The sequence below is a fragment of the Terrabacter sp. Soil810 genome, from assembly GCF_001429645.1.
Taxonomy (GTDB): Bacteria; Actinomycetota; Actinomycetes; order Actinomycetales; family Dermatophilaceae; genus Terrabacter.
Genome location: NZ_LMSW01000001.1, coordinates 111,552 through 135,069 on the forward strand (window position 1 = coordinate 111,552; position 23,518 = coordinate 135,069).

At 72.9% G+C, this 23,518-nt stretch carries 22 protein-coding genes; 11 read left to right on the top strand and 11 right to left on the bottom strand.

Going from position 1 to position 23,518, the window contains the following annotated elements:
• Positions 1 to 6 precede the first annotated feature (6 nt).
• Both ASG96_RS00480 and ASG96_RS00485 read right to left on the bottom strand, forming a co-directional pair.
• Positions 7 to 909 carry an ABC transporter substrate-binding protein gene (locus tag ASG96_RS00480; RefSeq protein ID WP_057585923.1) on the bottom strand — a complete coding sequence of 301 codons (903 nt, stop codon included), beginning with the start codon at positions 907 to 909 and terminating at the stop codon, positions 7 to 9.
• 198 nt (positions 910 to 1,107) lie between these two features.
• A complete protein-coding gene (locus ASG96_RS00485) occupies positions 1,108 to 2,187 on the bottom strand; it encodes a ScyD/ScyE family protein (protein WP_157610579.1) in 1,080 nt (359 codons plus the stop codon).
• Here ASG96_RS00485 and ASG96_RS00490 point away from each other — a divergent pair.
• Positions 2,096 to 3,715, top strand: a complete 1,620-nt coding sequence (locus ASG96_RS00490; RefSeq protein WP_057585927.1) for a DEAD/DEAH box helicase — start codon at positions 2,096 to 2,098, stop codon at positions 3,713 to 3,715. The genes ASG96_RS00485 and ASG96_RS00490 overlap by 92 nt on opposite strands.
• A gap of 239 nt (positions 3,716 to 3,954) precedes the next feature.
• Here the strand turns inward: ASG96_RS00490 and paaI are convergent, their stop codons facing one another.
• A complete protein-coding gene (gene paaI, locus ASG96_RS00495; protein ID WP_200958601.1) occupies positions 3,955 to 4,410 on the bottom strand; it encodes a hydroxyphenylacetyl-CoA thioesterase PaaI in 456 nt (151 codons plus the stop codon).
• Positions 4,407 to 5,627, bottom strand: a complete 1,221-nt coding sequence (locus ASG96_RS00500) for a 3-hydroxyacyl-CoA dehydrogenase NAD-binding domain-containing protein (RefSeq protein WP_056755867.1) — start codon at positions 5,625 to 5,627, stop codon at positions 4,407 to 4,409. The genes paaI and ASG96_RS00500 overlap by 4 nt, the downstream gene beginning before the upstream one ends.
• 104 nt (positions 5,628 to 5,731) lie before the next feature.
• On the opposite strand from ASG96_RS00500, the gene paaN reads away from it, so the two are divergent.
• On the top strand, positions 5,732 to 7,456 hold the full coding sequence (paaN, locus tag ASG96_RS00505; RefSeq protein WP_057585929.1) for a phenylacetic acid degradation protein PaaN: 1,725 nt from the start codon (positions 5,732 to 5,734) through the stop codon (positions 7,454 to 7,456).
• Positions 7,457 to 7,510: 54 nt separating this feature from the next.
• Positions 7,511 to 8,869 (top strand): MFS transporter, encoded by a 1,359-nt coding sequence (locus ASG96_RS00510; protein ID WP_235506560.1) that lies wholly within the window; start codon positions 7,511 to 7,513, stop codon positions 8,867 to 8,869.
• A 92-nt stretch (positions 8,870 to 8,961) separates the two neighbouring features.
• Here ASG96_RS00510 and ASG96_RS00515 read toward each other — a convergent pair whose 3' ends face one another.
• Positions 8,962 to 9,543, bottom strand: coding sequence for a TetR/AcrR family transcriptional regulator (locus ASG96_RS00515; RefSeq protein WP_056755875.1), 582 nt, complete (start codon positions 9,541 to 9,543; stop codon positions 8,962 to 8,964).
• Between the two features lie 114 nt (positions 9,544 to 9,657).
• Between ASG96_RS00515 and ASG96_RS00520 the strand changes: the two genes are divergently transcribed.
• Positions 9,658 to 10,038, top strand: coding sequence for a VOC family protein (locus tag ASG96_RS00520; RefSeq protein WP_056755877.1), 381 nt, complete (start codon positions 9,658 to 9,660; stop codon positions 10,036 to 10,038).
• Positions 10,039 to 10,062: 24 nt separating this feature from the next.
• On the opposite strand, the gene ASG96_RS00525 is transcribed toward ASG96_RS00520, so the two are convergent.
• The 3 genes from ASG96_RS00525 to ASG96_RS00535 all read right to left on the bottom strand — a co-directional run bounded on the left by ASG96_RS00525 (position 10,063) and on the right by ASG96_RS00535 (position 14,722).
• Positions 10,063 to 10,443, bottom strand: a complete 381-nt coding sequence (locus ASG96_RS00525) for a DUF1304 domain-containing protein (RefSeq protein ID WP_056755880.1) — start codon at positions 10,441 to 10,443, stop codon at positions 10,063 to 10,065.
• Between the two features lie 87 nt (positions 10,444 to 10,530).
• On the bottom strand, positions 10,531 to 13,524 hold the full coding sequence (locus tag ASG96_RS00530; RefSeq protein ID WP_057585931.1) for an AAA family ATPase: 2,994 nt from the start codon (positions 13,522 to 13,524) through the stop codon (positions 10,531 to 10,533).
• Between the two features lies 1 nt (position 13,525).
• A complete protein-coding gene (locus tag ASG96_RS00535; RefSeq protein WP_057585933.1) occupies positions 13,526 to 14,722 on the bottom strand; it encodes an exonuclease SbcCD subunit D in 1,197 nt (398 codons plus the stop codon).
• Positions 14,723 to 14,846: 124 nt separating this feature from the next.
• Here ASG96_RS00535 and ASG96_RS00540 point away from each other — a divergent pair, with 124 nt between their 5' ends.
• The gene (locus tag ASG96_RS00540; protein ID WP_057585935.1) at positions 14,847 to 15,563 is read left to right on the top strand and encodes a dihydrofolate reductase family protein; all 717 of its coding nucleotides are present in this window, start codon (positions 14,847 to 14,849) and stop codon (positions 15,561 to 15,563) included.
• Positions 15,564 to 15,661: 98 nt separating this feature from the next.
• Here ASG96_RS00540 and ASG96_RS00545 read toward each other — a convergent pair whose 3' ends face one another.
• Together ASG96_RS00545 and ASG96_RS00550 are read right to left on the bottom strand one after the other, a co-directional pair.
• Positions 15,662 to 16,039 (bottom strand): phage holin family protein, encoded by a 378-nt coding sequence (locus tag ASG96_RS00545; protein ID WP_056756425.1) that lies wholly within the window; start codon positions 16,037 to 16,039, stop codon positions 15,662 to 15,664.
• Between the two features lie 4 nt (positions 16,040 to 16,043).
• Entirely contained in the window at positions 16,044 to 17,132 is a 1,089-nt protein-coding gene (locus ASG96_RS00550; protein WP_057585937.1) for a 6-phosphofructokinase, read from the bottom strand.
• Between the two features lie 146 nt (positions 17,133 to 17,278).
• Between ASG96_RS00550 and hisC the strand changes: the two genes are divergently transcribed.
• The 5 genes from hisC to ASG96_RS00575 all read left to right on the top strand — a co-directional run bounded on the left by hisC (position 17,279) and on the right by ASG96_RS00575 (position 21,330).
• Positions 17,279 to 18,436: a histidinol-phosphate transaminase gene (gene hisC, locus ASG96_RS00555; RefSeq protein ID WP_082591541.1), complete on the top strand. Its 1,158-nt coding sequence runs from the start codon at positions 17,279 to 17,281 to the stop codon at positions 18,434 to 18,436.
• Between the two features lie 94 nt (positions 18,437 to 18,530).
• Positions 18,531 to 19,244: a hypothetical protein gene (locus ASG96_RS00560; RefSeq protein WP_057585939.1), complete on the top strand. Its 714-nt coding sequence runs from the start codon at positions 18,531 to 18,533 to the stop codon at positions 19,242 to 19,244.
• The gene (locus ASG96_RS00565; RefSeq protein WP_057585942.1) at positions 19,241 to 20,107 is read left to right on the top strand and encodes a hypothetical protein; all 867 of its coding nucleotides are present in this window, start codon (positions 19,241 to 19,243) and stop codon (positions 20,105 to 20,107) included. The genes ASG96_RS00560 and ASG96_RS00565 overlap by 4 nt, the downstream gene beginning before the upstream one ends.
• A gap of 26 nt (positions 20,108 to 20,133) precedes the next feature.
• A complete protein-coding gene (locus ASG96_RS00570) occupies positions 20,134 to 20,844 on the top strand; it encodes a hypothetical protein (RefSeq protein WP_056755902.1) in 711 nt (236 codons plus the stop codon).
• Positions 20,845 to 20,922: 78 nt separating this feature from the next.
• On the top strand, positions 20,923 to 21,330 hold the full coding sequence (locus ASG96_RS00575; RefSeq protein WP_057585944.1) for a glyoxalase superfamily protein: 408 nt from the start codon (positions 20,923 to 20,925) through the stop codon (positions 21,328 to 21,330).
• Here ASG96_RS00575 and ASG96_RS00580 read toward each other — a convergent pair.
• Positions 21,314 to 21,652, bottom strand: a complete 339-nt coding sequence (locus tag ASG96_RS00580) for a nitroreductase family deazaflavin-dependent oxidoreductase (protein ID WP_369793599.1) — start codon at positions 21,650 to 21,652, stop codon at positions 21,314 to 21,316. The genes ASG96_RS00575 and ASG96_RS00580 overlap by 17 nt on opposite strands.
• 280 nt (positions 21,653 to 21,932) lie before the next feature.
• Between ASG96_RS00580 and ASG96_RS00585 the strand changes: the two genes are divergently transcribed.
• Positions 21,933 to 23,318, top strand: a complete 1,386-nt coding sequence (locus tag ASG96_RS00585) for an AAA family ATPase (RefSeq protein WP_057586683.1) — start codon at positions 21,933 to 21,935, stop codon at positions 23,316 to 23,318.
• Positions 23,319 to 23,518 lie beyond the last annotated feature (200 nt).

The window sequence follows — 23,518 nt, forward strand, 5'->3', positions numbered from 1 at the left end:
GCGTGCTCAGGGGTTGACGGCGAAGGTGTCGATGGCGCCGGCCTCGACGGAGTACTGCTTGAGGGCCGCCTCGTAGCTGCCGTCGGCCTTGGTCGCCTTGAGGGCCTCGACGAGGAGGTTGGCGAAGTCGGTCTGGTCCTTCGGCACGACGTAGCCGTAGGGGGCCGAGTCGTAGATCTCGCCGAGCGCCTCGAGCGTGCCCGTCTGCTTCACGGCATACAGCCCGACGGGGGAGTCGGCCAGCATGGCGACCGTCTTGCCGCTCGCGACGTCGGCGGTGACCTGGTCCTGGCCGGTCTGGATGACCTGCGTGATGCCGGGCTTGCCGGCGTCCGTGCACTTCTTGCTCCGCGCGGCGAGGTCCTCGGCCTGCACGGTGTCCTTCTGCGCGCCGATGCTCTTGCCGCACGCGTCGTCGATGCTGACCTTCTCGGGGTTGCCCTTGGCGACGACCCACTGGGTGCCGGCGCTGTAGTAGCTCACCATGTTGACCTGCTTCTTGCGCTCAGGGTTGATGGTGAAGCTCGAGACGCCGACGTCGTACTTGCCGCTCGTGACGCCGAGGATGATCGTGCCGAAGCCGGCGGGGACGTACTCGGTCTTGAGGCCGAGCTTGGCGGCCACGGCGTTGAACACGGAGACGTCGAAGCCCTCGACGGTCTTGCCGTCGGAGCCGAGCATCTCGTTGGGGGCGTAGGTCGGGTCCGTGCCGACGACGATCTTGCCCGCGGACTTGATCGCGGCGGGGACCTTGGCCGCGAGGGCCTGGTCGACCCCGCCACCGGCAGCCGTCCCGGTGGGCGTGCTGCCCCCGCCCGGCGAGCTGGACAGCGAGTCCGAGCCGCAGGCGGAGAATGTGAGGCCGGCGGCGATGAAGCCGGTGACGGCGATGAGGGGCATGCGACGCATCAAGATGGTCCTTCCGGGGCGAACACGGTCATTCCTTGGCAGGCGCGACGGTGCGCCCGCTGATGCGGCCGATCCTGCCACCTTTCGGTGCGGGTGCCCACGGATGCTGCCGAACCGTTAGCGGGGACACAGGAACGCCCCGGGCGCGCTGGCCCGGGGCGTTCCGTGACGGCATACGTGCGTATGCCGTGTCGCCGGCTACCGCTTGAAGCGGATGACGCTGCCCGGCGCGTTGACCTCCGGTCCGGTGGGTCCGAAGCTGATGTCGGCGAACTGACCCACGTACAGGTAGCCGCCGTGGACCTCGACCGCGAGCGGCCGGTCGACGGTGACGGCGGTGGACCGCTTGCCGTTCGCGAACTTCGTGACCTTCCCGCCGAAGAGCTCGGTGGCGTAGAGGGTTCCATCGGAGGCGACGGCGACGTTCGCCTCGCCGAGCAGTCCGCTCGCGACCGTGGTGCGCGCCCCGGTCGAGGCATTGACCTTGAAGACCTTGCCGCGGGCGCCGAGGGCCGGGCTCTCGGGGCCGCCCGGCAGGATCGACACGTAGAGGGCGCCGTTCTGGTCGACCTCGACGTCGGTCGGCACGGGCTCGAAGGCGTACGTCACCCCGACGAGGCAGTCGAAGGCGTCGGCCGGTGCCCCGAACTCGGCAGCGAGGGCCCCCACCATCGGCTGGGTCAGCGTCACCGGCTGCGGCGGGAGCACCGCGACCGTCGACACGTGTCCTGTCCGGTCGACCTTGAGCACGGCGTTCATGCCGGCGTCGGCCACGTACCAGCCCGACGGGCTCCACGCGACGGAGTACGGGTGCGTGTCCGTGATGCCGGTGTAGGTGGCGGGGCCCCCGCTGAGCTCGCCGAGGATCGCCTCGGCGCACGGGTTGCCGTTGGCGACGATCCCGTAGGTGACGTCACCGTCCGGGTTGTGCACGGCCTCGTATTGGGCGAGGTCCGCCACTACATCCGGTCTGCCGTTCGAGGGAGTCGGCTCGGTTAACGTCTTCGGCGCCCGCTCCGGTAGTCTTTGTCCCAGTGGCCCGCCCAGTTCTGCCTCGGGCCGCTTCTTCTTGGCCTGGCGGAGTGTCGCCGGCCCCGTCGATTCGCTCTTGCGCCGCGACACCTCACAGCTGAGGCCCTTCGCGCCGGGCAGAACGACCGCATCCACTTTTTGGAGTACCCAACCTGTGTCCACTGACACGAACTTCGCCGCTCTCGGCGTGCCCGCCGACCTCGTCACCATCCTCGACGGCCTCGGCATCACCACCCCGACCCCCATCCAGGCCGCGACGCTGCCCGACTCCCTCGCCGGGCGCGACGTCCTGGGCCGTGGCCGCACCGGCTCGGGCAAGACGTACGCCTTCCTGCTGCCGCTCCTGACGCGCCTCTCGCAGTCGCGACGGAGCCGCCTGGCTCGCCGTCCGCGCGCCCTCATCCTCGCCCCGACCCGCGAGCTCGTCACGCAGATCGACACCGCGATGGCCCCGCTCGCCAAGGCGCTCGGGCTCAACTCGCAGACGATCTTCGGTGGCGTCGGCCAGAACCCGCAGGTCCAGGGCCTCCGGAACGGCGTCGACGTCATCGTCGCCTGCCCCGGCCGCCTCGAGGACCTCATGCAGCAGGGCCACGTCAACCTCGACAGCATCGAGGTCACGATCCTCGACGAGGCCGACCACATGGCCGACCTCGGCTTCCTGCCGGGCGTGCGCCGGATCATGGAGAAGACGCCCCGCAACGGCCAGCGACTGCTCTTCTCGGCAACGCTGGACGGCGCGATCAACGTGCTCGTCAACAAGTTCCTCCACCAGCCCGTGACGCACGAGGCCGACTCGGCGCAGTCGCCCGTCTCGACGATGAGCCACCACGTGCTCCACGTCGACAACGGCTCGCACCTGCCGGTCATCCTCGACCTCACCGCGGCCCCCGGCCGCAAGGTCGTCTTCACGCGCACCAAGCACCGGGCCAAGAAGCTCGCCAAGCAGCTCAACGCCTCGGGAGTTCCGGCCGTCGAGCTGCACGGCAACCTCAGCCAGGGTGCCCGCACGCGCAACATGGACGACTTCCACTCGGGCCGCGCGCAGACGCTCGTCGCGACCGACATCGCCGCCCGCGGCATCCACGTCGACGACGTCGCGCTCGTCATCCACGCCGACCCGCCGGTCGAGCACAAGGCGTACCTCCACCGCTCGGGCCGCACCGCCCGCGCGGGCAACGACGGCATCGTCGTCACGATGATGCTCGACGACCAGGTGCGCGACGTGCGTGACCTCACGCGCAAGGCCGGCATCAAGCCGACGACGACGCGCGTCCAGCTCGGACACCCGCTCCTGACCGAGCTCGCCCCCGGCGACCGGTCGTATGCCGGCGGGCTCGTCCGCGAGGACGCCCCGTCCCGCTCGGGCTCGAGCTCGAACTCCGCGTCCGGCGGCTCCGGCCGCGGTCGTGGCCGCAGCGCTGGCGCGTCCGGCGCTGGCCGGGGTGCCGGTGCCGGTCGTCCCACTGCCGAGCACGGTCGCGGACCGAGCGAGGGGGGTCGCGGTCGTGGCCGCGGTGACCAGGGTTCCGACGCGCAGGGCGGTGGCGCCCGCGGTGCCGGTCGCTCCGGTGGTCGTGGCGCTGGTGCGGGCCGCGGTCGTGGCGGCCAGGGCGGCGAGGGCCAGACCGGCGGTCGCCGTCAGGGTGGCGCCGGCAGCGCGGGCGGTTCCGGCCGCCGCGGTGGCTCCTCCACGGTCTACTCGACGAGCAGCGGTGGCAGCGCCGCGTCGTTCTCCGCCGGCACCCGTGCCGGCAACCGCCGCTCCCGCTGACCTCCCCCACTTTCAACCGTCGAGTGGCCACGTGTGGCCCACCGTCAACCGTCGAGTGGCCACGTGTGGCCCACCGTCAACCGTCGAGTGGCCACGTACGGCCCATCGCCATCCTGATCGTCGAGAGCCCGCCGGCGCCGTGCCGGACGTGGCCTCTCGACGATCGGAAGGCGGCGTGTCGTGGCCTGTCGACGTTCGGGACGCGGCGTGTCGTGGCCTCTCGACGGTGGGAGTCAGGGTCAGGGGCGCTTGAGACTGCGGCTGCGACCGCGGAACTCGGCGATGATCTGACCGTCTGACTCCCTCTTCACCGTCACGTCCGTGATGCCGCTGCGCCCGAACGCCGAGCGCACGTGCCCCTCGGCGACGAGCACGTCACCGAGCCGCCCCGGGGCGGTGAAGGAGATGTCGGCCCCGGCCGCCACCGTGAGGCTCCCCCGCGAGTTGCAGGCGAGCGCGAAGCACGAGTCGGCCAGGGTGAAGATGTAGCCGCCGTGGCAGATGGCGTGACCGTTGACCATGTCGTCGCGGATCGCCATCCGCACGACGGCATGGTCCTGATCGAGGACGACGGCCTCCATGCCGAGCCGGCGCGAGGCCTCGTCGTCGGCCCACATCTGCCGGGCGAAGGCGACCCCCGCCTCCGGGTCCGCCCGGTCGTGGGCCCCGCCACCGGGCAGTTGGGTCTCGCTCACGAGATGCTCCCGTCGGTCAGGGCCGGGCTCGGGCGGTAGCGGCCGCCCGGGTAGGCCTCGTCGAGCTCGGCGACCTGCCGGGCGACGACGTCGAAGCCGATCTCGCGGCCCCAGGCGATGGGGCCCTTCGGGTAGCGGGTGCCGAGGCGCATCGCGGTGTCGACGTCGTCGGCGCTCGCCTCGCCGCGCGCGACGAGGTCGACGGCCTCGTTGACGAGCATCGCGAGAGTCCGCGCGAGCGGGTCGGTCGCGATCGGTCCGCCGACGAGGCGCTCGGCGAGCCCGAGGTCGGGCTCCGCCCCCGTCACCGAGCCGTCGGCGGCATACGCGTAGACCCCCGAGCCCGTCTTCCGGCCGAGCCGCCCGGCCTCGACGAGGTCGCGCTGGAAGGCCGTCGGCGCGTAACGCTCGTCGCGGCCCGTCTGCTCCCACACCGACGTGCCGACCGCGAGGTTGACGTCCTGCCCGATGAAGTCGGTGAGCTCGAGCGGCCCCATCGGGAAGCCGCCCTTCTCGCGGAGCGCCCAGTCGACGGTGGCCGCGTCGGCGACGCCGCTCTCGACGATGCGCTGCGCCTCTCCGTAGAAGGGTCGAGCGACGCGGTTGACGATGAAGCCCGGGGTCGAGCTGCACCGCACCGGGGTCTTGCCCCAGGCCGACATGAGCGCGGTGACGTGCTCGACGTAGGCCCGGGCGGTGCGCGAGCCGTGCACGACCTCGACGAGCTTCATGACGGGCGGCGGGTTGAAGAAGTGCAGCCCGAGCGTGCGCTCGGGGTCGGAGACGTCGGCGGCGATGTCGTCGATGTCGATGCTCGACGTGTTGGTCGCGAGCACCGTCGTCGGCGGCTGGCGGTCGGCGAGGTCGGCGAAGATCCGACGCTTGAGGTCGAGGTCCTCCGGCACGGCCTCGATGACGAGACCGCACTCGGGCAGCTCGTCGAGCGACTCGACGGGGGTGATCCGGGCCAGCACTGCGGCCGCGTCGTCGGCGGACAGCCGTCCCTTGTCGACGAGGCGCGACAGGGCGGCGCCGACCTTCTCGACGGCGCTTGCCGCCGCGCCCGGCACCGCGTCGACGAGGGTCACGTCGTGGCCGGCGGTCGCCGCGACCTGGGCGATGCCGGCCCCCATTGCTCCTGCCCCGATGACTCCGACGGGGCCGAACGCCGACTCGTCAGCATGGTCTTCAGTGGCCTCGGTGGTGTCCGTGTCCATGCCCGCCATCCTGCCGCGTCGCCCACCCGGTGTGCGCGGCGGGCGGTCGCGGGCCGCGCGTGACGGCATACGGCCGCACTGTCGGCCGGGACTAGCATCGACCCGTGACTGCACCGGCAACGACGCCCACCCACCCCCTGCTCGACGCGCACGCGGGAGTCCTCGACGAGATCCGTCAGGCCCTGGCGAGCCGCAGCTGGTACTCCCGCTATCCCGAGTCGCCCAGCCCTCGCGTCTACGGCGAGTCCGCCGCCGCCGAGGGGCTGGCCGCCCACGAGGCGCACCTGGGCGGGGCGTATGCCGCCCTGTCGGGCCAGCCGACCGACGGCACCTTCGTGGGCAGCGAGGTGTCGCCCTACGGGCCGACGCTCGGCATCACCTACCCGGCGCTCGACGTCGACGCCGGTCTCGCGGCGGCCCGCGCAGCGATGCCGGCGTGGCGTGACGCGGGTCCGCAGGTGCGGGCCGCGGTCTGCGTCGAGATCGTCGACCGCATCAACAAGCGCAGCTTCGAGATCGCCAACGCCGTCATGCACACGTCCGGCCAGCCGTTCGTCATGTCGTTCCAGGCCGGTGGGCCGCATGCGCAGGACCGCGCCGTCGAGGCGGTCGCGGCCGGGCTCGTCGAGCAGGAGCGCGTGCCCGCGTCGGTCGTCTGGGAGAAGCCCGGTCGCGACCGCGAGGGCAACCCCGCGGCGACGCGGATGCAGAAGGACTACCGCCTCGTCCCGCGCGGCGTGGCCCTCGTCATCGGCTGCAACACGTTCCCGACGTGGAACGCCTACCCCGGCATCTTCGCCTCGCTCGTCACCGGCAACCCCGTCGTCGTCAAGCCGCACCCGCGCGCCGTGCTGCCGCTCGCGATCTCGGTCGAGGTCGCCCGTGAAGTGCTCGCGGAGGCCGGTTTCGACCCGGCTCTGGTGCAGCTCGCCGCGGAGGCCGACGGCCAGGGGCTCGCCAAGACCCTCGCAGAGCGAGACGAGGTGGCGATCATCGACTACACCGGCGGCCCGACGTTCGGTGCCTGGCTCGAGCAGTCGGCGGCCGCGCACGGCAAGCTGGTCTACACCGAGAAGGCCGGCCTCAACTCGATCGTCGTCGACTCGACGGACGACCTGCGCGGGATGCTCGGCAACCTCGCCTTCAGCCTGACGCTCTACTCCGGCCAGATGTGCACGGCGCCGCAGAACCTCTACGTGCCCGAGAGCGGCGTCGACACCGACGAGGGGCACCTGTCCTTCGACGAGTTCGGTGACCGGCTCGCCGGTGCCGTCGGTCGGCTCACAGGCGACGACGCCAAGGCCGTCGAGCTGCTCGGCGCCACGGTCAACGACCAGGTGCGTGGCAACGCCGACTCGCTCGCGTCCATCGCCGAGGACGCCGACGGCCGCGTCGTGCTCGACTCGCGGCGCGTCACGCACCCGACGTGGTCCGATGCCGTCGTGCGCGCCCCGGGGCTCGTCGCCGTGGACGTGGCCCGTGAGGACGTCTACACGCAGGAGTGCTTCGGCCCGGTCGGCTTCCTCATCCGGACGGCCTCCACGGAGCAGTCGCTCGCGCAGCTCGCCGACACCGTGCGCGAGCACGGTGCCATGACCGCGGCCGTCTACTCGACGAGCGACACCGTGCTGGACGCGGCGCGCGACGCGGCCGCCGAGGGCGGAGTCGCCCTGTCCGAGAACCTGACCGGGCAGGTCTTCGTCAACCAGACGGCCGCCTTCTCCGACTTCCACGGCACCGGTGCCAACCCGGCGGCGAACGCGGCCTACACCGACGCCGCCTACGTCGCGAACCGCTTCCGCGTCATCACGTCGCGCCGTCACGTCTGAGGCGCCGTGGTCCTCGCTCCAGCTCAGCTCGACCGGGCGACCTTGCAACGCAAGGTGGTTCGGACTCTCGTCGGGTCGCAGATCCTCAGCGGCGTCGGCATGGCGTGCGGCATCGCCGTCGGCGCGCTCCTCGCCGAGGACCTCAGCGGCACCGAGGCGCTCGCCGGCGTCGGCACGACCGCCCAGGTGCTCGGCACCGCGCTGCTGACGATCCCCGTCGCCCGCGCGACGGCCGCCAAGGGGCGTCGGGTCGGCCTCCGGTGGGGTCTGGCCGTGGCCTTCGTGGGTGCCGCTCTCGTGATCGTGGCCGCCGTGCTGCGGTCGTTCCCGCTCTTCGTCGTCGGCATGTTCCTCTTCGGCGGCGGGACGACGGCCAACAACCAGACGAGGTATGCCGCGGCCGACCTGGCCGCCCCGGCCCGCCGGGGGCGCGACCTGTCGATCGTCGTGTGGGCCACGACGATCGGCTCGGTGGTCGGGCCGAACCTCGTCGGACCGGGCAAGGCGCTGGCTCACGCCCTCGGGCTGCCCGAGCTGGCGGGGACCTTCCTCTTCTCGCTCGTCGGCTTCGTGCTGGCCTGGCTCGTCGTCGACCGGCTGCTGCGTCCTGACCCGCTCCTCACGGCCCGTGCCCTCGACGCCGTAGCCCGCGAGGAGAGCCGGCGAGCCGCGGCCGCAGAGCGGACGGCTGAGCGGAGGGGTGAGCGGACGGCCCAGCCGACGGCTGAGGCGGGTCCTGCTCGTCGGGTCCAGCCGGTCGACGTCGTGGCCGACCCCGCGTCCGGCGGCGTGGCCGACGTGCCCAACCACGACGGGTCGATGCGCCGTGGCCTGTCCGTCGTGCGCACGAACCCTCGCGCCCTGCAGGCGATGCTCATCATGGCCCTGGGCCACCTCGTCATGGTGAGCGTCATGGTGATGACCCCGATCCACATGAAGCACGGGCACGCCGAGCTCGAGGTCATCGGCTTCGTCATCTCGATCCACATCCTCGGGATGTTCGCGCTGTCTCCGCTCGTGGGCGCGGCCGTCGACCGCTGGAGTCCTGCACCCGTCGCGATGACCGGCGGTGTGGTCCTCACGCTCGCGTCGCTGCTCGCGTCGCGCTCGCAGGCCGGCTGGTCCGGCCTGCTGCTCGTCGCGCTCTTCCTGCTCGGCGTGGGCTGGTCGTGCACGCTCGTCTCGGGCTCGACCCTGCTGACCTCGGTGGTGACGACCGACGAGCGGCCCGCGACGCAAGGCCTCGCCGACGTGCTCATGGGTCTCGCCGGGGCCGGGGGTGGCGTGGCAGCCGGCATCGTCGTCGGCTCGCTCGGCTACTCCGCTCTCGCCACCGGGTCAGCCGCCGTCGGCGTCGTGATCCTCGTCGTCGGCGCGGCGCGTGTGAGGCGCTCCGGAGTCGACATCGACTGATCAGCGTCCCCAGCGGCCCGGGACCCCTCGAGCAGGCAGCGGAGTGCGTCGTGGACGGGGCCCCGGCGGGCGACGGGCGGACTACTCGGGCCTCACCCGAGCACCGTCTCGATCAGCGTCGGCACGTCGTCGGGACGGTAGGGCGCGTCGGTCATGACCCGGGAGTAGACGATGGCGCCGGCCAGGGCGACGGCGGCGGTGCCGGGGTCGACCCTCGCGGGGAAGCTCCCGTCCGCCACGCCGTCGGCGATGGCCTGCACGAGTGCCTGCCGCCGCGTCGCGGCGTAGGCGTGGTGGAAGGCGCGCACGTGCTCGTCGTGCTCGGCTGCCTCGATCAGCGCCGGGGTGCAGCCCGTGATCGCGGGGTCCGCGAAGGCCGCGGAGAGGTGGCGGAGCAGCCGGTCGACCCGGTCGAGCGGCGACGCCGGAACGAGAGCGGCGTCGCCGGGGGGCTGGACGTTCAGGGTCTCCAGGGCGTCGGCGACCAGCGCGAGCTTGCCGGGCCAGTGGCGGTAGATGGTGCTCTTGGCCACGCCGCTGCGCTTGGCCACCGACTCGATCGTGAAGGCCCCGTAGCCGCGTGCTGCGAGCTCCGCCAGCGCCTCCCGCTTGACCAGCTCGTGGGTGCGCTCGATGCGCGGATCCGGCGCTCGAGCCGGGCGTTCGCTGGTCACGCACCCAATCGTACGCTGTCGTTTCACTGTGAAACGCAACCGTTGCACAAGTGGGCGGGGCGGCGTAGCGTCGTCTGGGTCAGGGCATTCGACCTGAGGACGGAGGCGAGAGTTATGGCCGTCGGGGTGCGCTACATCGTCGACGACGTCGCGGCCGCCGTGGAGTTCTACACCGGGCTCCTGGGGTTCGACGTCGAGATGGGTCCGTTGCCGGGTTTCGCCATTCTTGGGCGGGACGACCTGCGTCTCCTGCTCAACCAGCCCGGCGCCGGCGGGGCCGGGCACGCGGGAGAGCAGCCCGGAGCCCCACCGTCCCCGGGCGGGTGGAGCCGGTTCCAGCTCGTGACCGAGGACCTCGACGCGGAGGTCGACCGGCTGCGCGGGGCGGGCGCGACGTTCCGAGGCGCCGTGGCCGAGGGAGCCGGGGGGCGCCAGATCCTCGTGGAGGACCCGTCCGGCAACCCGGTCGAGCTGTTCGAGCCGGCCCGGAGGTGAGCGAGCGGGGCGCCGCGACCGACGTCAGACGAGCAGGGTCAGCACCAGGCCGACGAGCGGCAACGTGCCCTGGGTCAGCGCGGCGCGCAGGTAGCGCCGCCCCGTCGTGACGAGGACGGCCGCGGCGGCGACCATCGAGCCCGTGCAGAAGAGGGCGAGCGTTCGACCGGCCGTGTCGTGGTCGGTCCACCAGAGCACCAGCCCGAGCGCCGCGCCGATGCCGAGGAAGAGGTTGTAGAAGCCCTGGTTGTACGCCATCGGCCGGGTCACGTCGGCGGCCGCCTGGTCGGCGACGCCGAAGCGCTTCCACACCTCAGGCCGGGTCCAGCCGACGCTCTCCATCCAGAAGATGAAGAAGTGCAGGAGTGCGGCCAGCCCGACGAACACGCTCGCGGCGATCTTCATGATCGGATCGTAGGGCCACGTCGTGTGTCCCGGTGGCCCCATCTGTCCCATCCGTGTGACAGCGGGGCGACTCGACGGGCCAGAGGGTCAGGCGGTGATGCGCAGGGTGCTCGTGCGGTCGGGCTTGACGAGCACCTCGATGCGGTCGGCGACCCGCGACTTCAGCTCGGTGACGTGGCTGACGATGCCGACGGTGCGGCCGCCCTCGCGCAGCCCCTCGAGCGTGTGCATGACGTCGTCGAGGACGTCGGGGTCGAGCGTGCCGAAGCCCTCGTCGACGAAGAGCGTGCCGAGGTCGACGCCGCCGGACTCGGCCCGCACGACCTCGGCGAGGGCGAGGGCGAGCGACAGCGAGACGTAGAAGGTCTCGCCGCCCGACAGCGTGCCGACCTCGCGGACCTGGTTGGTGTGCATGTCGTGGACGCGCACGCCGAGGCCCGACTTGGCGTTGCCCTTCTTGGCGTCCGTGTGCTCGAGCGTGTAGCGACCGCCGGAGAAGCGCCCGAGCTCGGTGTTGGCGGCCGAGAGCACCTCGGTGAAGCGGCGGATCAGGACGTACTTCGCGAGGTCGAGGTTGAGCTGGTTGTCGCCGTTGCCCGCGACGAGCTGGCCGACCCGCACGGCGTCGGCGGTCTCGGCGATGACGGCGGCGTTGCGTGCCATCGCGTCACGGATGTCGGTGACCCGTCGCTTGGTGCGCGTCACCTGGTCCCGGAGGCTGCCGTGCTCGTTGCTCGCTGCCTCCATGTCCTTCTTGGCCGCAGCGGCGAGGGCCTCGAGCTGCTCGATGTCGTCGAAGAGGGCGTCGAGCTGCACGTCGGCGAGCTCGGGCCCGGTGAGCCCGGCGCGCACCTGGGTGCAGGCCCGCTCGAACTCGGCGATCTCGCGCGTCTTGGCGTTGATCCACTCGGCGCCGCGGTCGGCCGCCATCCACTCGGCGACGTCGGCGAAGCCGAACTGAGCCAGGTCGGCGTCGCGCGCCGCGGTGTCCTCGGCCACGGACGAGGCAGCGACGTCGCGCTGGCCGAGCGCGTCGACGAGCGCGTCGAGTCGGGCCGCGTCGGCGACGAGGGCATCGCGTCGGGCCGTGACGCTGGGGTGGCCGTCGCGCGCCTGCTCGACGACCGCCGTCTCCTCGGTGATGCGGCCGTCGAGGTCGACGACGGACTGCTCGACCCGAGCGAGGTCGGCGCCCAGCCGACCCGCCTCGGCCGAGAGCGTGTCGACGCGGTCGCGCAGCTCGGCCACGCGCGCCACCCCGGCCTCGACGTCGGCTCGGGCCTGCACCGACGCAGCGAGCTCACGCGCGGCCGCTTCGGCCTGGGATCGGGCCGTGGCCACGTCGAGCCCGTCGCAGCGTGCCGCGAGCTCGCGCACCTCGGACCGGAGGGCACCGAGCGCCTCGGCCGCTCGGCCGGACTGCTCGCGCAGCCCGACGACGCGGGACTCCTCGGCCTCGATCTGCTCGGGAGTGACCGCGTCGAGCGTCCGGTGAGCCGGTGACGGGTGCTCGACCGAGCCGCACACCGGGCACGGGTCGCCCTCGACGAGCGAGAGCCCGAGCTCGCCGGCGATGCCGTCGATGCGGGCCCGACGCAGCTCGGCCAGCGAGGTCTCGGCCGACGCCACGGTCCCGAGTGCCTCGGTCGCGGCGGACTCCGCCCGGGGCACCCGGGCGCTCGCGGCCGTGTGGGCCACCGCCGCCTCGAGCCGACCCCTGGCCCGCTCACCCTCGGCGGCGCGCCCGTCGAGCAGCGCCGCGAGCCGGCGTGCCTCGGTGAGCGCCTCCTCGTGCGTCGTGATCGTGACGGGGAGCGCCTCGAGCTCGGTCGTCACCGACGCCACCGACCGGCGTAGGCCGTCGAGCCCCTCACGCCGTCGCGCCAGCTCGGCGATGCGGCCGGCCAGGGCACTCTCGAGGGTGATGGCCCCGGTGAGGGAGCCGACGACCTCGCGGGCCTGCGCGGCGGCCTCGCGCAGCGCGGCCGGTCCGCGGTCGCGCAGGCCCGGGTCGACGCGGGCGCGGGCCTGGGCCAGGGCCGCCTCGGCGCGCTTGAGCGTCGCCTCGGACAGGGCCAGGGTGCGCACGGCACCGGCGACGGGACGTGCCTGGCGCGCCCGCGCCACCTCGTCGCCGAGCTGCTGGAAGGTCACCGCCTGCTTGCCGAGGTCGTGCTCCCGCTGCTGGAGCAGGAGCAGCCGCTCGCGGCGCTGCATGCGCAGCCGGGCGTCGCTGACCATGTCGGCCATCTGTTTGTGGGTCTCGATGGCCTCGCGGCTCGCCTTGCCCGCGTGCCGCTCGCGGGTCGTCAGCTCGTCGACGACCTGGGCCAGCTCGGCGTCGAGGGCCTCGGGCGTCGTGCGGCTCAGGGCCTCGAGCTCGTCGCGTCGCGACGTCTCGAGGCCGGCCGACACCGCGAGCGCGTGCATCGCGAGGCGGATCTCGTCGACCGCGGACTGACGGCGGGCCTGGGCGGCCCGCCCGGCCTCGACGATCTCGTCCTGGACCCGGCGGAAGAACGCCGTGCCGAAGACCTTCTCGAGGAGCTTGCCCTTGTCCTCGGACCGGGCACGCAGGAACGTCGCGAACTCGCCCTGCGGCAGGATCACGGTCTGCACGAACTGGTCGCGCGTGAGCCCGACGGCGCGGGTGATCTCGTCGTCGCAGTCGCCGATGTTGGTCGAGAGCAGCTCGCCGCCCTCGAGGTCGTCGGGTGTCTGGAGGCGCCAGAGCTTGATGGTCGGCTGCTGCACCGTGGTGCCCTCGCCGCGCGACTTGGGCCGCTCGAAGCGGGGGGTGCGCTGGACGCGGTAGAGACCCGACTGCGTCTCGAAGACGAGCACGACCACCGGCACGGTGCGCGGGTCGGCGTGGTGGGAGTGGATGCGCTCGACGTCGGCCGAGGCCTGGGCCACCTTGCCGTAGAGCGCGAAGGTGATGGCGTCGATGATGGTCGACTTGCCCGAGCCGGTGGGCCCCTCGAGCAGGAAGAGTCCGGCGCGCCCGACGGTGGTGAAGTCGATGACCTCGGTGCCGGCATACGGCCCGATGGCGGTCATGGACAGGTGGTGCAGCTGCACGTCACGCCACCTCCTGCGACTCGGCCCGGTGCTGGGCCTTCACGGCCGCCTCGAAGCCGGCCTCGAAGACGTCGACCTCGCCGCCGCTCGCCTCGGTCTTGGTGACGTAGGCGATGAAGTCGGAGCCGAGCTCACGCGGGTCGCGCTCGCTGACGACGGTCGTGCCCCCGCGGCCACGGTCGATCGCGCCCTCGGGCTCGTGGAAGACCTGCAGGGCATGCGGGAAGCGGGACTTGAGGCGGTCCATGAGGGAGTCGGGACGCACCCGGTCGGTGACCGTGACGCGCACCCACGCGTCCTCAGCGCCGGCGTAGGTAGCCGACTCGAGCAGCTCGTCGAGGCGCCCGCGCAGGGTCGCCATGGCGCGCGGCTGCACGATCTCGACCGGGGTCACGCGTGCCGGGCCGGACGTGTCGAGGTCGACCAGGAGCACGACCTTCTCGTGGTCCTGCTCCGAGAAGGAGTAGCGCAGCGGTGAGCCGGAGTAGCGCACGACCGACCCCTCGGCGGACTCCGGCGCCTGCGGGCCGTGGAGGTGTCCCAGCGCGGCGTAGTCGAGGCCGTCGAAGACCGTGCCGGCCACCCGGTCGACACCCCCGACCATGATCGAGCGCTCGGAGTCGCTCGGCTCGGCGCCCGCGACGAACGCGTGGGCCAGCACGACCGACCGGACTCCGGGCCGCTCGGCGAGGTCGGCGCGGATGCGGTCGCACGCCGCTCCGACGACGGCCTGGTGCGACCGCGGCAGCGGCTCTCCACCGCCCGCCAGTGCCACCCGCGCGTGGTCGGGGTCGAGGTAGGGGATGCCGTAGACCGCGGCCCGCACCCCGTCGCTGCCCTCGAGCTGGACCGGCAGGTCGAGCTGGCCGAGGTCGGTGACCATGCGGATGCTGTCGCGGAAGAGGCCCGCGCCGTAGCCGAGCCGGATCGCCGAGTCGTGGTTGCCCGACGTGATGACGACGGTGGTGACGGCCGACAGGCGCGAGAGGGTCCACTCGAACAGCTGCACCGACTCCACGGGAGGCACGCCGCGGTCGTAGACGTCGCCCGCGACGAGCACGGCGTCGATCGGGATGCCGTCGGGAGGGTCCTCGACGAGCTCGCAGATGCGCTCGAGCACGGCCGACTGCGCCTCGTGGAGGTTCACGCCGTGGAGCGTGCGACCGAGGTGCCAGTCGGAGGTGTGGAGCAACCGCATGCCACGACGGTAGGACGCTGCGCCCACACCCTCGCCACCGACACCCCGACGGCCCCCGCGCCCGTCGCCGAGCGGTTGTGCGTGAGCGCCCGCGACCGTCGGCGCGGACCCCTACCGTGGTCGGATGGAGCGCCCCGTCCGTCCCCACGTCGTCGTCTACAACGAGGCCAGCATCGACGGGAGGGTCGTCGGCTTCGACACCGACCCGTCCCGCTACTACCGGCTGGGCTTCCGCTGGCGCAGCGACGCGATCCTCATGGGCAGCACGACCGCCCTCGCCTTCGGGCCGCCCGAGTCCGAGACCGACCAGCAGCGCATCCTGCTGCGGCCCGAGCGCCTGCCCGTCGTGCCCGGCTTCGAGTCGCTCGTCACCGAGCCGCGCCCGCTCCTCGTCGTCCCCGACAGCCGCGGCGTCGTCCGGTGCTGGACCCACGCCCTGTCCCAGCCGTGGTACCGCGACGTCGCCGTCCTCGTCACGCGCCACACCCCGACCGACTACCTGCGCTACCTCGACCGCCGCGGCATCGAGCACGTCGACGCCACCGGACCCGCGTCCGGTCGCGTCGACCTCGCCGCAGGGCTCGCGCACCTCACGGGTTCGCACGGCGTGCGCGACGTCCGCACCGACGGCGGCGGCGCGCTCACCGGCGCCCTGCTCGCCGCCGGCCTCGTCGACGAGATCGCGGTCCTGCTCGACCCGGTCGTGTCGAGCGACCCGGGCGGCCAGCGTCTGGTCACGCTGCCCCACGCGGGGCCACCCGGCGGCATACGCCTGCGGCTCGACGACGTCGAGCGCTTCGAGGACGGCGCAATCCTGCTGCGCTACGCGACGAACGCCTGAGAGCGCGGGAGCCGCGCAGGTCGGTCCGGTATGCCGTGAGCCCGCCTCCCGAGGGGAAGCGGGCTCACGGCCGGGCCGGGTCGAGAGGGCGAGCCGGCTCAGTCGGTCTTGATGAAGCTGAGCAGCATCGACACGAAGGTGATGATGAGGCCGCCGAGGACGGCGTCCCAGAAGAAGTGCTCGACGTGGAAGGGGAGGTCGAGCTTGCCGGCCAGCCACGACGTGAGCTCGAGCATCAGGGCGTTGACGATGAAGACGAACAGGCCCAGCGTCAGGATGATGAGCGGCAGCGAGATCAGCTTGATGATCGGCTTGATGAAGGCGTTCAGGATGCCGAAGATCAGGGCCACGAGGACGACCGTCCAGATGACCTGACCCGTCGAGCCACCACCGAACGTGATGCCGGGGATGGCCCACGCGGCCACTCCCAGGGCGACGGCGTTGACCACCGTCCGAAGCGCGAAGTTGAGGAGCATGCGGTCAGTGTTCCACGGGAGCAGGCGCATCGGCGGGAAGGCCGGGGTGCTCGTCTCCGGGGATCCGCGGCTGGAACATCGCGTTGAGGCGCAGCAGGTCCGGCTCGACCATCTTGAGCGCGCCGATGGCCTCGGCGACGGGCACGCGCTCGATGCGTCCCCTCTGCAGGGCGACCATCTGGCCCCACGCACCGTCGAGCGCGGCCTCGACCGCGGCGACGCCGAAGCGGGTGCCGAGGACGCGGTCGAACGCGACCGGCGACCCGCCGCGCTGGATGTGGCCGAGCGCGGTCATCCGGCTCTCGATGCCGGTGCGGCCCTGGATCTCGCGGGCCAGGATCGAGCCGATGCCGCCGAGGATCTGGTGGCCGTACTTGTCGACCTCGGGCGCGGGGATGTCCATGGTGCCGGCCTTGGGCAGGGCGCCCTCGGCAACGACGACGATCGTCGCGAAGCGGCCCTTCTTGTGCCGGTGGACGATCCGCTCGCAGACCTCGTCGACGTCGAACGGCTCCTCGGGCACGAGGGTGATCGCGGCGCCGCCGGCCAGGCCGGACCAGATCGCGATGTGGCCGACGTGCCGGCCCATGACCTCGACGACGAGGACCCGGTGGTGGGACTCGGCCGTGGTGTGGAGCCGGTCGATGGCGTCGGTGCAGATCTGCACGGCGGTCTGGAAGCCGAACGTCATCTCCGTCAGGGAGATGTCGTTGTCGATCGTCTTGGGCACGCCGATGACGGGAAAGCCGTTCTCGTGCAAGCGGTTGACCACACCCATCGACCCCTCGCCGCCGATCCCGATGATCGCGTCGAGGCCGTGGCGGTCGTAGGCCTTGCGCACGCGCTTGAGGCCGTCCTCGTGGGCGAAGGGCTGGTCGCGGCTGGTCCCGAGGATCGTGCCGCCGAGGGGCAGGATGCCGCGGCACCGGTCGACGTCGAGGATCTCGTAGTCGTTGTCCATGACCCCGCGCCAGGCGTTGCGGAAGCCGATGACGGTGCTGTCGTACGTGACCTCGGCGGCGCGGGTCGCGCCCCGGATGACGGCGTTGAGGCCGGGACAGTCCCCGCCCCCGGTGAGGATGCCGATGCGCATGATCTGACTTTCGTGAGGCTGGGCATGAAGAAGATGTCGAGGCGGCGGTGGCGCGACGATGTGAGCCTAGCCACAGACCGGTGTCGCCGTCAGGAGAGCGTCCATGGGCCGGTCGCCCGCGTGGACACTGCCTCTACAGTTCGAGTATGAGCGAGAGCCCCGAGACTGTCAGCGAGAGCGTGACCGAGAGCGCGACGCCGGAGGAGGCGTACGCCGCCCCGAAGGCCACCGGGGCCACGGTGCGCCTGCGCGACGTGCTCGCGCAGATGCCCGACTACAAGCCGGGCAAGCCCGCGGCGGCACCCGCCGGGGTGACGGCGTACAAGCTCTCGTCCAACGAGAACCCCTACGGCCCCCTGCCGTCGGTGCTCGCGGCGATCGACGACGCGGCGGCCACGGTGAACCGCTACCCCGACATGGCGGTCACGGCCCTGACCGCGCGGCTCGCGAAGGCGCTCGACGTCCCGACCGAGTGCATCGCGACGGGCACCGGCTCGGTCGCCGTCCTCGCGCAGATCGTCAACGCCGCCTGCGACGCCGGCGACGAGGTCGTCTTCGCGTGGCGCTCCTTCGAGGCCTACCCGATCGTCACCCAGCTGGCCGGCGCGAAGCCGGTCATGGTCGGCCTCGACGAGCAGGCCCGCCACCGCCTCGACGCGATGTTCGCCGCCATCACCGGCCGCACCCGCGTCGTCCTCGTCTGCACGCCCAACAACCCGACCGGGCCGTGCGTCCACCAGGCCGAGCTCGAGGCGTTCCTCGACAAGGTCCCGAACGACGTCATCGTCGTCGTCGACGAGGCCTACGTCGAGTTCGTCCGCGACCCCGACGCCGTACGCGGTCTCGACGTGTGGCGCCACCGCCCCAACGTCGTCGTGCTGCGCACCTTCTCCAAGGCGTACGGCCTCGCCGGCCTCCGGGTGGGGTATGCCGTCGCGCACCCTCCCGTCGCCGCCGCCCTCCGCAAGACGGCCACGCCCTTCGGTGTGAACTCGGTGGCGCAGGTGGCGGCCATCGCCTCGCTCGACGCCTTCGACGAGCTGAACGCACGCGTCGAGTCGCTCGTCGCCGAGCGCGACCGGGTCGTGCAGGCCCTCGGCGACCAGGGCTGGAAGCTGCCGCAGTCCGACGCGAACTTCGTGTGGTTCCCGCTCGGCGGCGACTCGACGGCGTTCTCGCAGGCGTGCGCCGAGGCCGGGCTGACGGTGCGGCAGTACGGCGACGACGGCGTCCGGGTCACGATCGGTGAGGTGGACGCGAACTCGCGGCTCATCGAGGTCGCCGAACGCTTCGGGGCTCGCTGACCGGGTCGACCGGAGCGACAATGGCCTGAACCGCGCGGTGTCGCGCGGTGCTGCGCCGCAGTCGTCGCGGCGTCGTCGCGGGCGGAGGTCGCGGATGGGCACGGTGTGGGACTGGCTCGCCGACCGCCGGCTCGGTGGCGGGCTCGCCCTCCTCGGTGTCCTGCTCGTCGTGCCCTCGCTGTTCTCACCCACCTGGGAGATGGCGGTCGCGGACCGCGAGCACGGCTCGCTCCTGTCGCGCCAGTGGGAGTGGAGCTGGGGGCGGGTCCGGGTGACGGGCCTCGAGGGGGTCGAGCTGCGGGACCAGTGGAACCTGCTCGGCCTCGCCGTCCTCGTGGTGCTCCTCGTCGCTGCCCTGGTCGGCGTCGCCGTCTGGCTGCCCCGACGTGTCGCGTGGGGTCGCGTGGCGGGCCTCGTGACGATCGCCCTGCTCACCGGTCGAGTGCTCACCACCGTGTCCGACCGCGTGGGTCGCTCCCTCGGCGAGGTCGACCAGGGAGCGTCCGGCCTCACGGTGCGCACCGGGATGACGCAGGCGGGGTCGCTCGAGACGACTTCGTCGGTGCTGCTCGTCATCGCGCTGGCTCTCCTGGTGAGCACGGCGATCCGGTCCGCCGGGCGGCCCGTCATCGCCGGAACGGCGCCCGACCCGGTCACCGGTGGCCCCGATCGTGGGGACCGGCGCGTGCCCGTGGGCGAGCAGGTCGGGCCGCGGCCCGTGGGCGAGCAGGTCGGCCTGCGGCCGGTGGGCGAGCACCTGACCGGCCGGGCGGTGGGCCTGACGGACACCGACCGGGGGCGACGATGAGCCTGCCCGAACGCCCCGCTCCGAGGGCCGGTGGTCCGGCGCTGACGGCGCCGGTCGACGCGGCGCGGCGTCGTCGGTCGAAGGGTCGTCCGATCACCACGGGGCGCCGCATCGGTGCGGTGCTCGTCCTCGGCGGGGTGCTCGCAGCAGCGCCGACGGCGATCTGGCCCACCGACGTGATCACCTACCTAGCCCCCGGCTCCGTCGCACCGTTCCAACAGCTCGCCCTGTGGTCCTGGGGGCAGGTCGCCGATGTGGTGCCCGGGCTGCTGGCGCAGGGCATCCACTTCGGGAACCCGACGAGCCTCGTGCTGCTCGTCGTCGCGCTTCTCGCCGGCCTGACCGCGTCCGCCTGCCTCGCTCTGCGCCCCGGCTCCGACGGGGTCGTGCTGGGCGTCGCGGGCACCGCCTGGCTGTCGGCGACCGTGACCGCCAACCTCGGGCAGACGGCGGGTCGCGTCTCCAGCGGCCTCTACGGAGACAGCAACCGGATCGTCCCGACCCAGACCTCGGCCGGGGTCCTGCAGTACGTGGCCGTCGGCCTGCTGCTGGCTGCCCTCGGCGTCCTGACGGGGCGCCCTGTCGCCCGCGTGGCGGTGTCGGGCGCAGCGTCGGCACGACGTTGGGCCGGTGGGCTCGTCCACCGGTCGCGCACGCCGGTCGACGACGACGCCCCCACGGCACCCGCATCTGCCCCCCAGATCGGCATCGCCACGATGCGTGACGCCGCGCCCGGCTCGCGCCCCGGTTCGGGAGCCTGGTCCGGCGGCCCCGGCGACGGCTGGGGCGACGGTGCCCGCTCGGGGGTCGGGTTCTCGGACGACCCCGGCGCCGACCCCGACCACGTTCGGCCGCCCCGATGACCCAGAGGCGTACGGGGTTGGGGGGCGTGGCGCTCGGAGGTGCCGGCGTCCTGCTGGCAGCGTCCACGGCGGTGTGGCCGACGAAGATCGTCGCGGTCCGCGTCCCGGAGGTCGGTGACTTCACGAAGGGCTACGAGCAGCTGATCTGGTCGTGGGGACGGGAGGTGGTCTACACGTCCGACGGGGTGCTGCTCGACGCGTTCTCCGGCCCCAACCCGGTGCCGCGGCTCGTGCTGCTCGTCGTCGTCCTCGTGCTCGCAGCGGCCGGGCTAGTCGTCCGGATCGTCGTCGACGGGCGACGCGGCGAGCTGGCCGCGGCGGTCGGGACCGCGCTGGCGCTGGCGACCGTCGCCGCGTCCGTGGTGCTGCGGCTGTCGGTCGACGACCGCTCGATCGGGCTCCAGCCGGGGCTCGTCGTCGTGACGACGACGTTCGGCTGGCTCGAGGTCGTGTCGGTCGTGCTCCTCGCAGCCGCCCTGGCCGCCTTCGTCGTGCCCGTGCTGCTGCCGCGGGTAGCGGACTCGGTGACCGGCACGGTGGGCGGCGTCGCCGGGCGGCTGCGGCAGCGTCGAGCCCTGGTGGAGCCCACCCCGCCGCTCGTCGCGACGCTGATGGAGCCGGGACCGATCGGCTCGGGTCGGGCGCCCACGGTCGGCTTCAGCGACGCTCCCTCGGCTGCTGGCGCGGACGGGGGAGCGGACGGGGGAGCGCCGCCGCCGACCGAACCCGAGGGCTGAGGGGTCGGATCGGTCCGCCCGAGAAATGGGCGCGTGCTGGGCTCCCGCACTGTGGGTGGACGGGCCTACCGTCGGAGCATGGACATGAAGCTCGAGCTGGTGGCCGTGCCCGTGACTGACATCGACCGGGCCAAGGAGTTCTACGTCGACAGGGTCGGCTTCATCGCCGACCACGACCACACGGTCAGTGACGAGGTCCGCTTCGTTCAGCTGACCCCGCCCGGGTCGGCCTGCTCGATCGCGATCGGCAAGGGGCTGACCGAGATCGTCCCCGGTGGCCTCGACAACCTCCAGATGGTGGTCGCCGACGCCGACGCGATCCGGGCCGAGCTCGTCGGGCGCGGTGTCGAGGCGTCCGAGGTCGACGAGCAGCCGTGGGGGCGCTTCGTCCACTTCAGCGACCCCGACGGCAACCGTTGGTCGCTGCAGGAGCTGCCGGCGTGGTCCGCCGGAGCAGGCGGCGACGGGGTCAACCCGGAGGCGTGAGCGGGGCGGGACGCAGCACCGCCACCGGGATGATCCGACCGGCCTTCGCCTCGTACTTCGCGACGCCGGGCGCGGCAGCCAGCACGACCTCGCGCCAGACCCGGTCGCGCTCGGCTCCGACGAGCACCTCCGGCGTCACGGGCGTCGAGCTCGTGCCGATCTCGACGACCGAGCGGTCCGACCGGCGCAGGTTGCGGAACCAGTCCGGCTCGGTCGTGGCGCCGCTGCCGGTGCCCCACACCAGGTAGCCACCGTCGTGGTCGAGATAGCGCACCATGACCGACCGCGGGAGCCCGGTGCGGCGACCGGGCGAGGTCAGCATCAGCACCGTGGCCGAGCCGCCGCTGTCGAGCCGGCCCTTGAAGCGGCGATGGATCCACAGCCCGATCGCGTTGCCCGTGCGCATCATCCGGCGTCGCATCGTCGTCACGGCCGCCTCCTCGCGGACCTCAGCGCGGACCTCCCGCGGAAATCCGGCGGACCTCAGCGCGGTCCTGCTCGCAGCCGCCCTGCGGTCTGCCACCAGCGTCCCGCCGTGGACCGGTGCCGTCAACGGACCCGACGGCGCCGCGCCTGTCGGTCCTGCGGCCTACCGTCGGGGCATGCTCACCGCCGTCGCCGTGTCCGGCTACCGCTCGCTGCGCGAGGTCGTCGTGCCCCTGCACGGGCTCGACGTCGTCACCGGTGCGAACGGCAGCGGCAAGTCGAGCCTCTACCGCTCCCTGCGGCTGCTCGCGGGCTGCGGCCGCGGCGACGTCATCGGCACGCTCGCCCGTGAGGGTGGTCTCCAGTCCGCGCTCTGGGCCGGCCCGGCGACCCTGGGCGGTGCCCGCGACCGCGGCCACGCGGTGCAGGGCACGCGGCGCAAGGGGCCGATCAGCCTCCAGCTCGGCTTCGCCTCCGACGACTTCGGCTACCTCGTCGACCTCGGACTGCCGCAGCAGTCGACCGGCAGCGAGGCCGGAACGCCGTCGGCGTTCCTGCGCGACCCCGAGATCAAGCGCGAGATCGTGTGGGCCGGGCCGGTGATGCGGCCGGGCTCGGTGCTCGTGCGCCGCCGCTGGGGTGTCGTGGAGACCAGGGCCACGGCCGGCGACGACGACGGGTGGGGATCGGAGTGGGGCCCCGACGAGGGCGAAAGGGAGGAGTGGGAGTCCGATCCGGTCGAGGCTCCGGGCGCCCGTGCCGGAGGACGCCCGGCCGCCTACCGGTCGTCGGGCGGAGCCGCCGCGCCGACGGCCCGTCGCGCGGGCCGCCCCGGCTGGACCGAGCTGACCCGCTCGCTCCGGCCGTGGGAGAGCATGCTCACCGAGCTCGCCGACCCGGAGCGGGCGCCAGAGCTGCTGCGGGTGCGCCGGATGATCCGGGGCTGGCGCTTCTACGACGGGTTCCGCGCGGACGCCGAGGCCCCGGCCCGGACACCGCAGGTCGGCACCCGCACGCCGGTGCTCGCGGACGACGGCCGTGACCTCGCCGCAGCCCTGCAGACGATCCGCGAGAACGGCCGGTCCGAGCTCGACCGGGCCGTGGCCGACGCCTTCGACGGCGCGATCCTCGAGGTGACCGTCGAGGGCGGTCGGTTCGACCTGCAGCTGCACCAGCCCGGCATGCTCCGCCCGCTCGCCGGCGCCGAGCTGTCCGACGGCACCCTGCGCTACCTGCTGCTCGTCGCGGCGCTGCTGACGCCCGACCCGCCACCCCTCCTCGTCCTCAACGAGCCCGAGACCTCGCTCCACCCCGACCTGCTCCCACCCCTGGCGCGGCTCGTCCGGTCCGCGGCCGAGCGCAGCCAGGTCATGGTCGTCTCGCACTCGGACGCGCTGGTCCGCGAGCTCGGAGTCGTCGACCCCGACGACGATGACGAGACGCCGGTCGGTCTCGGCTCGCCCGCTCGCGGCATCACGCTCGCCAAGGACCTCGGCGAGACCGTCGTGCAGGGCCAGGGCCTGCTCACCACCCCGGCCTGGACGTGGGGCACCCGGCGCTGACCGCGCCGAGGAGCGTGGCCCGAGCACACGGCATACGCCGTCGGGACGCCGTGGCGGCCCTCCGACCACCCGCGTCTGCGCAGGTCAGCGCGCACGACCGTCCCGCATTGTGAGATTCGCAGGGCTCTCCGGTAAGTTCCGGGTCGAGGACCAAGCACGTGTCCGTCGTCACGAACGGCGGCCTGCGCCCCCAGAAGCCG

What these genes read in the sequence shown, in the direction of transcription:
- ASG96_RS00535 (WP_057585933.1), bottom strand. Translation starts at nt 14,722, where the DNA reads ATGCGGTTGCTCCACACCTCCGACTGGCACCTCGGTCGCACGCTCCAC.
- ASG96_RS00500 (WP_056755867.1), bottom strand. Translation starts at nt 5,627, where the DNA reads ATGGACACGGACACCACCGAGGCCACTGAAGACCATGCTGACGAGTCG.
- ASG96_RS00560 (WP_057585939.1), top strand. Translation starts at nt 18,531, where the DNA reads ATGGGCACGGTGTGGGACTGGCTCGCCGACCGCCGGCTCGGTGGCGGG.
- ASG96_RS00550 (WP_057585937.1), bottom strand. Translation starts at nt 17,132, where the DNA reads ATGCGCATCGGCATCCTCACCGGGGGCGGGGACTGTCCCGGCCTCAAC.
- ASG96_RS00565 (WP_057585942.1), top strand. Translation starts at nt 19,241, where the DNA reads ATGAGCCTGCCCGAACGCCCCGCTCCGAGGGCCGGTGGTCCGGCGCTG.
- ASG96_RS00480 (WP_057585923.1), bottom strand. Translation starts at nt 909, where the DNA reads ATGCGTCGCATGCCCCTCATCGCCGTCACCGGCTTCATCGCCGCCGGC.
- ASG96_RS00580 (WP_369793599.1), bottom strand. Translation starts at nt 21,652, where the DNA reads ATGCTGACCTCGCCCGGTCGCCGCACCGGGCTCCCGCGGTCGGTCATG.
- hisC (WP_082591541.1), top strand. Translation starts at nt 17,279, where the DNA reads ATGAGCGAGAGCCCCGAGACTGTCAGCGAGAGCGTGACCGAGAGCGCG.
- ASG96_RS00525 (WP_056755880.1), bottom strand. Translation starts at nt 10,443, where the DNA reads ATGAAGATCGCCGCGAGCGTGTTCGTCGGGCTGGCCGCACTCCTGCAC.
- ASG96_RS00545 (WP_056756425.1), bottom strand. Translation starts at nt 16,039, where the DNA reads ATGCTCCTCAACTTCGCGCTTCGGACGGTGGTCAACGCCGTCGCCCTG.
- ASG96_RS00485 (WP_157610579.1), bottom strand. Translation starts at nt 2,187, where the DNA reads ATGGGGGTCGGGGTGGTGATGCCGAGGCCGTCGAGGATGGTGACGAGG.
- ASG96_RS00585 (WP_057586683.1), top strand. Translation starts at nt 21,933, where the DNA reads ATGCTCACCGCCGTCGCCGTGTCCGGCTACCGCTCGCTGCGCGAGGTC.
- ASG96_RS00520 (WP_056755877.1), top strand. Translation starts at nt 9,658, where the DNA reads ATGGCCGTCGGGGTGCGCTACATCGTCGACGACGTCGCGGCCGCCGTG.
- ASG96_RS00540 (WP_057585935.1), top strand. Translation starts at nt 14,847, where the DNA reads ATGGAGCGCCCCGTCCGTCCCCACGTCGTCGTCTACAACGAGGCCAGC.
- ASG96_RS00575 (WP_057585944.1), top strand. Translation starts at nt 20,923, where the DNA reads ATGGACATGAAGCTCGAGCTGGTGGCCGTGCCCGTGACTGACATCGAC.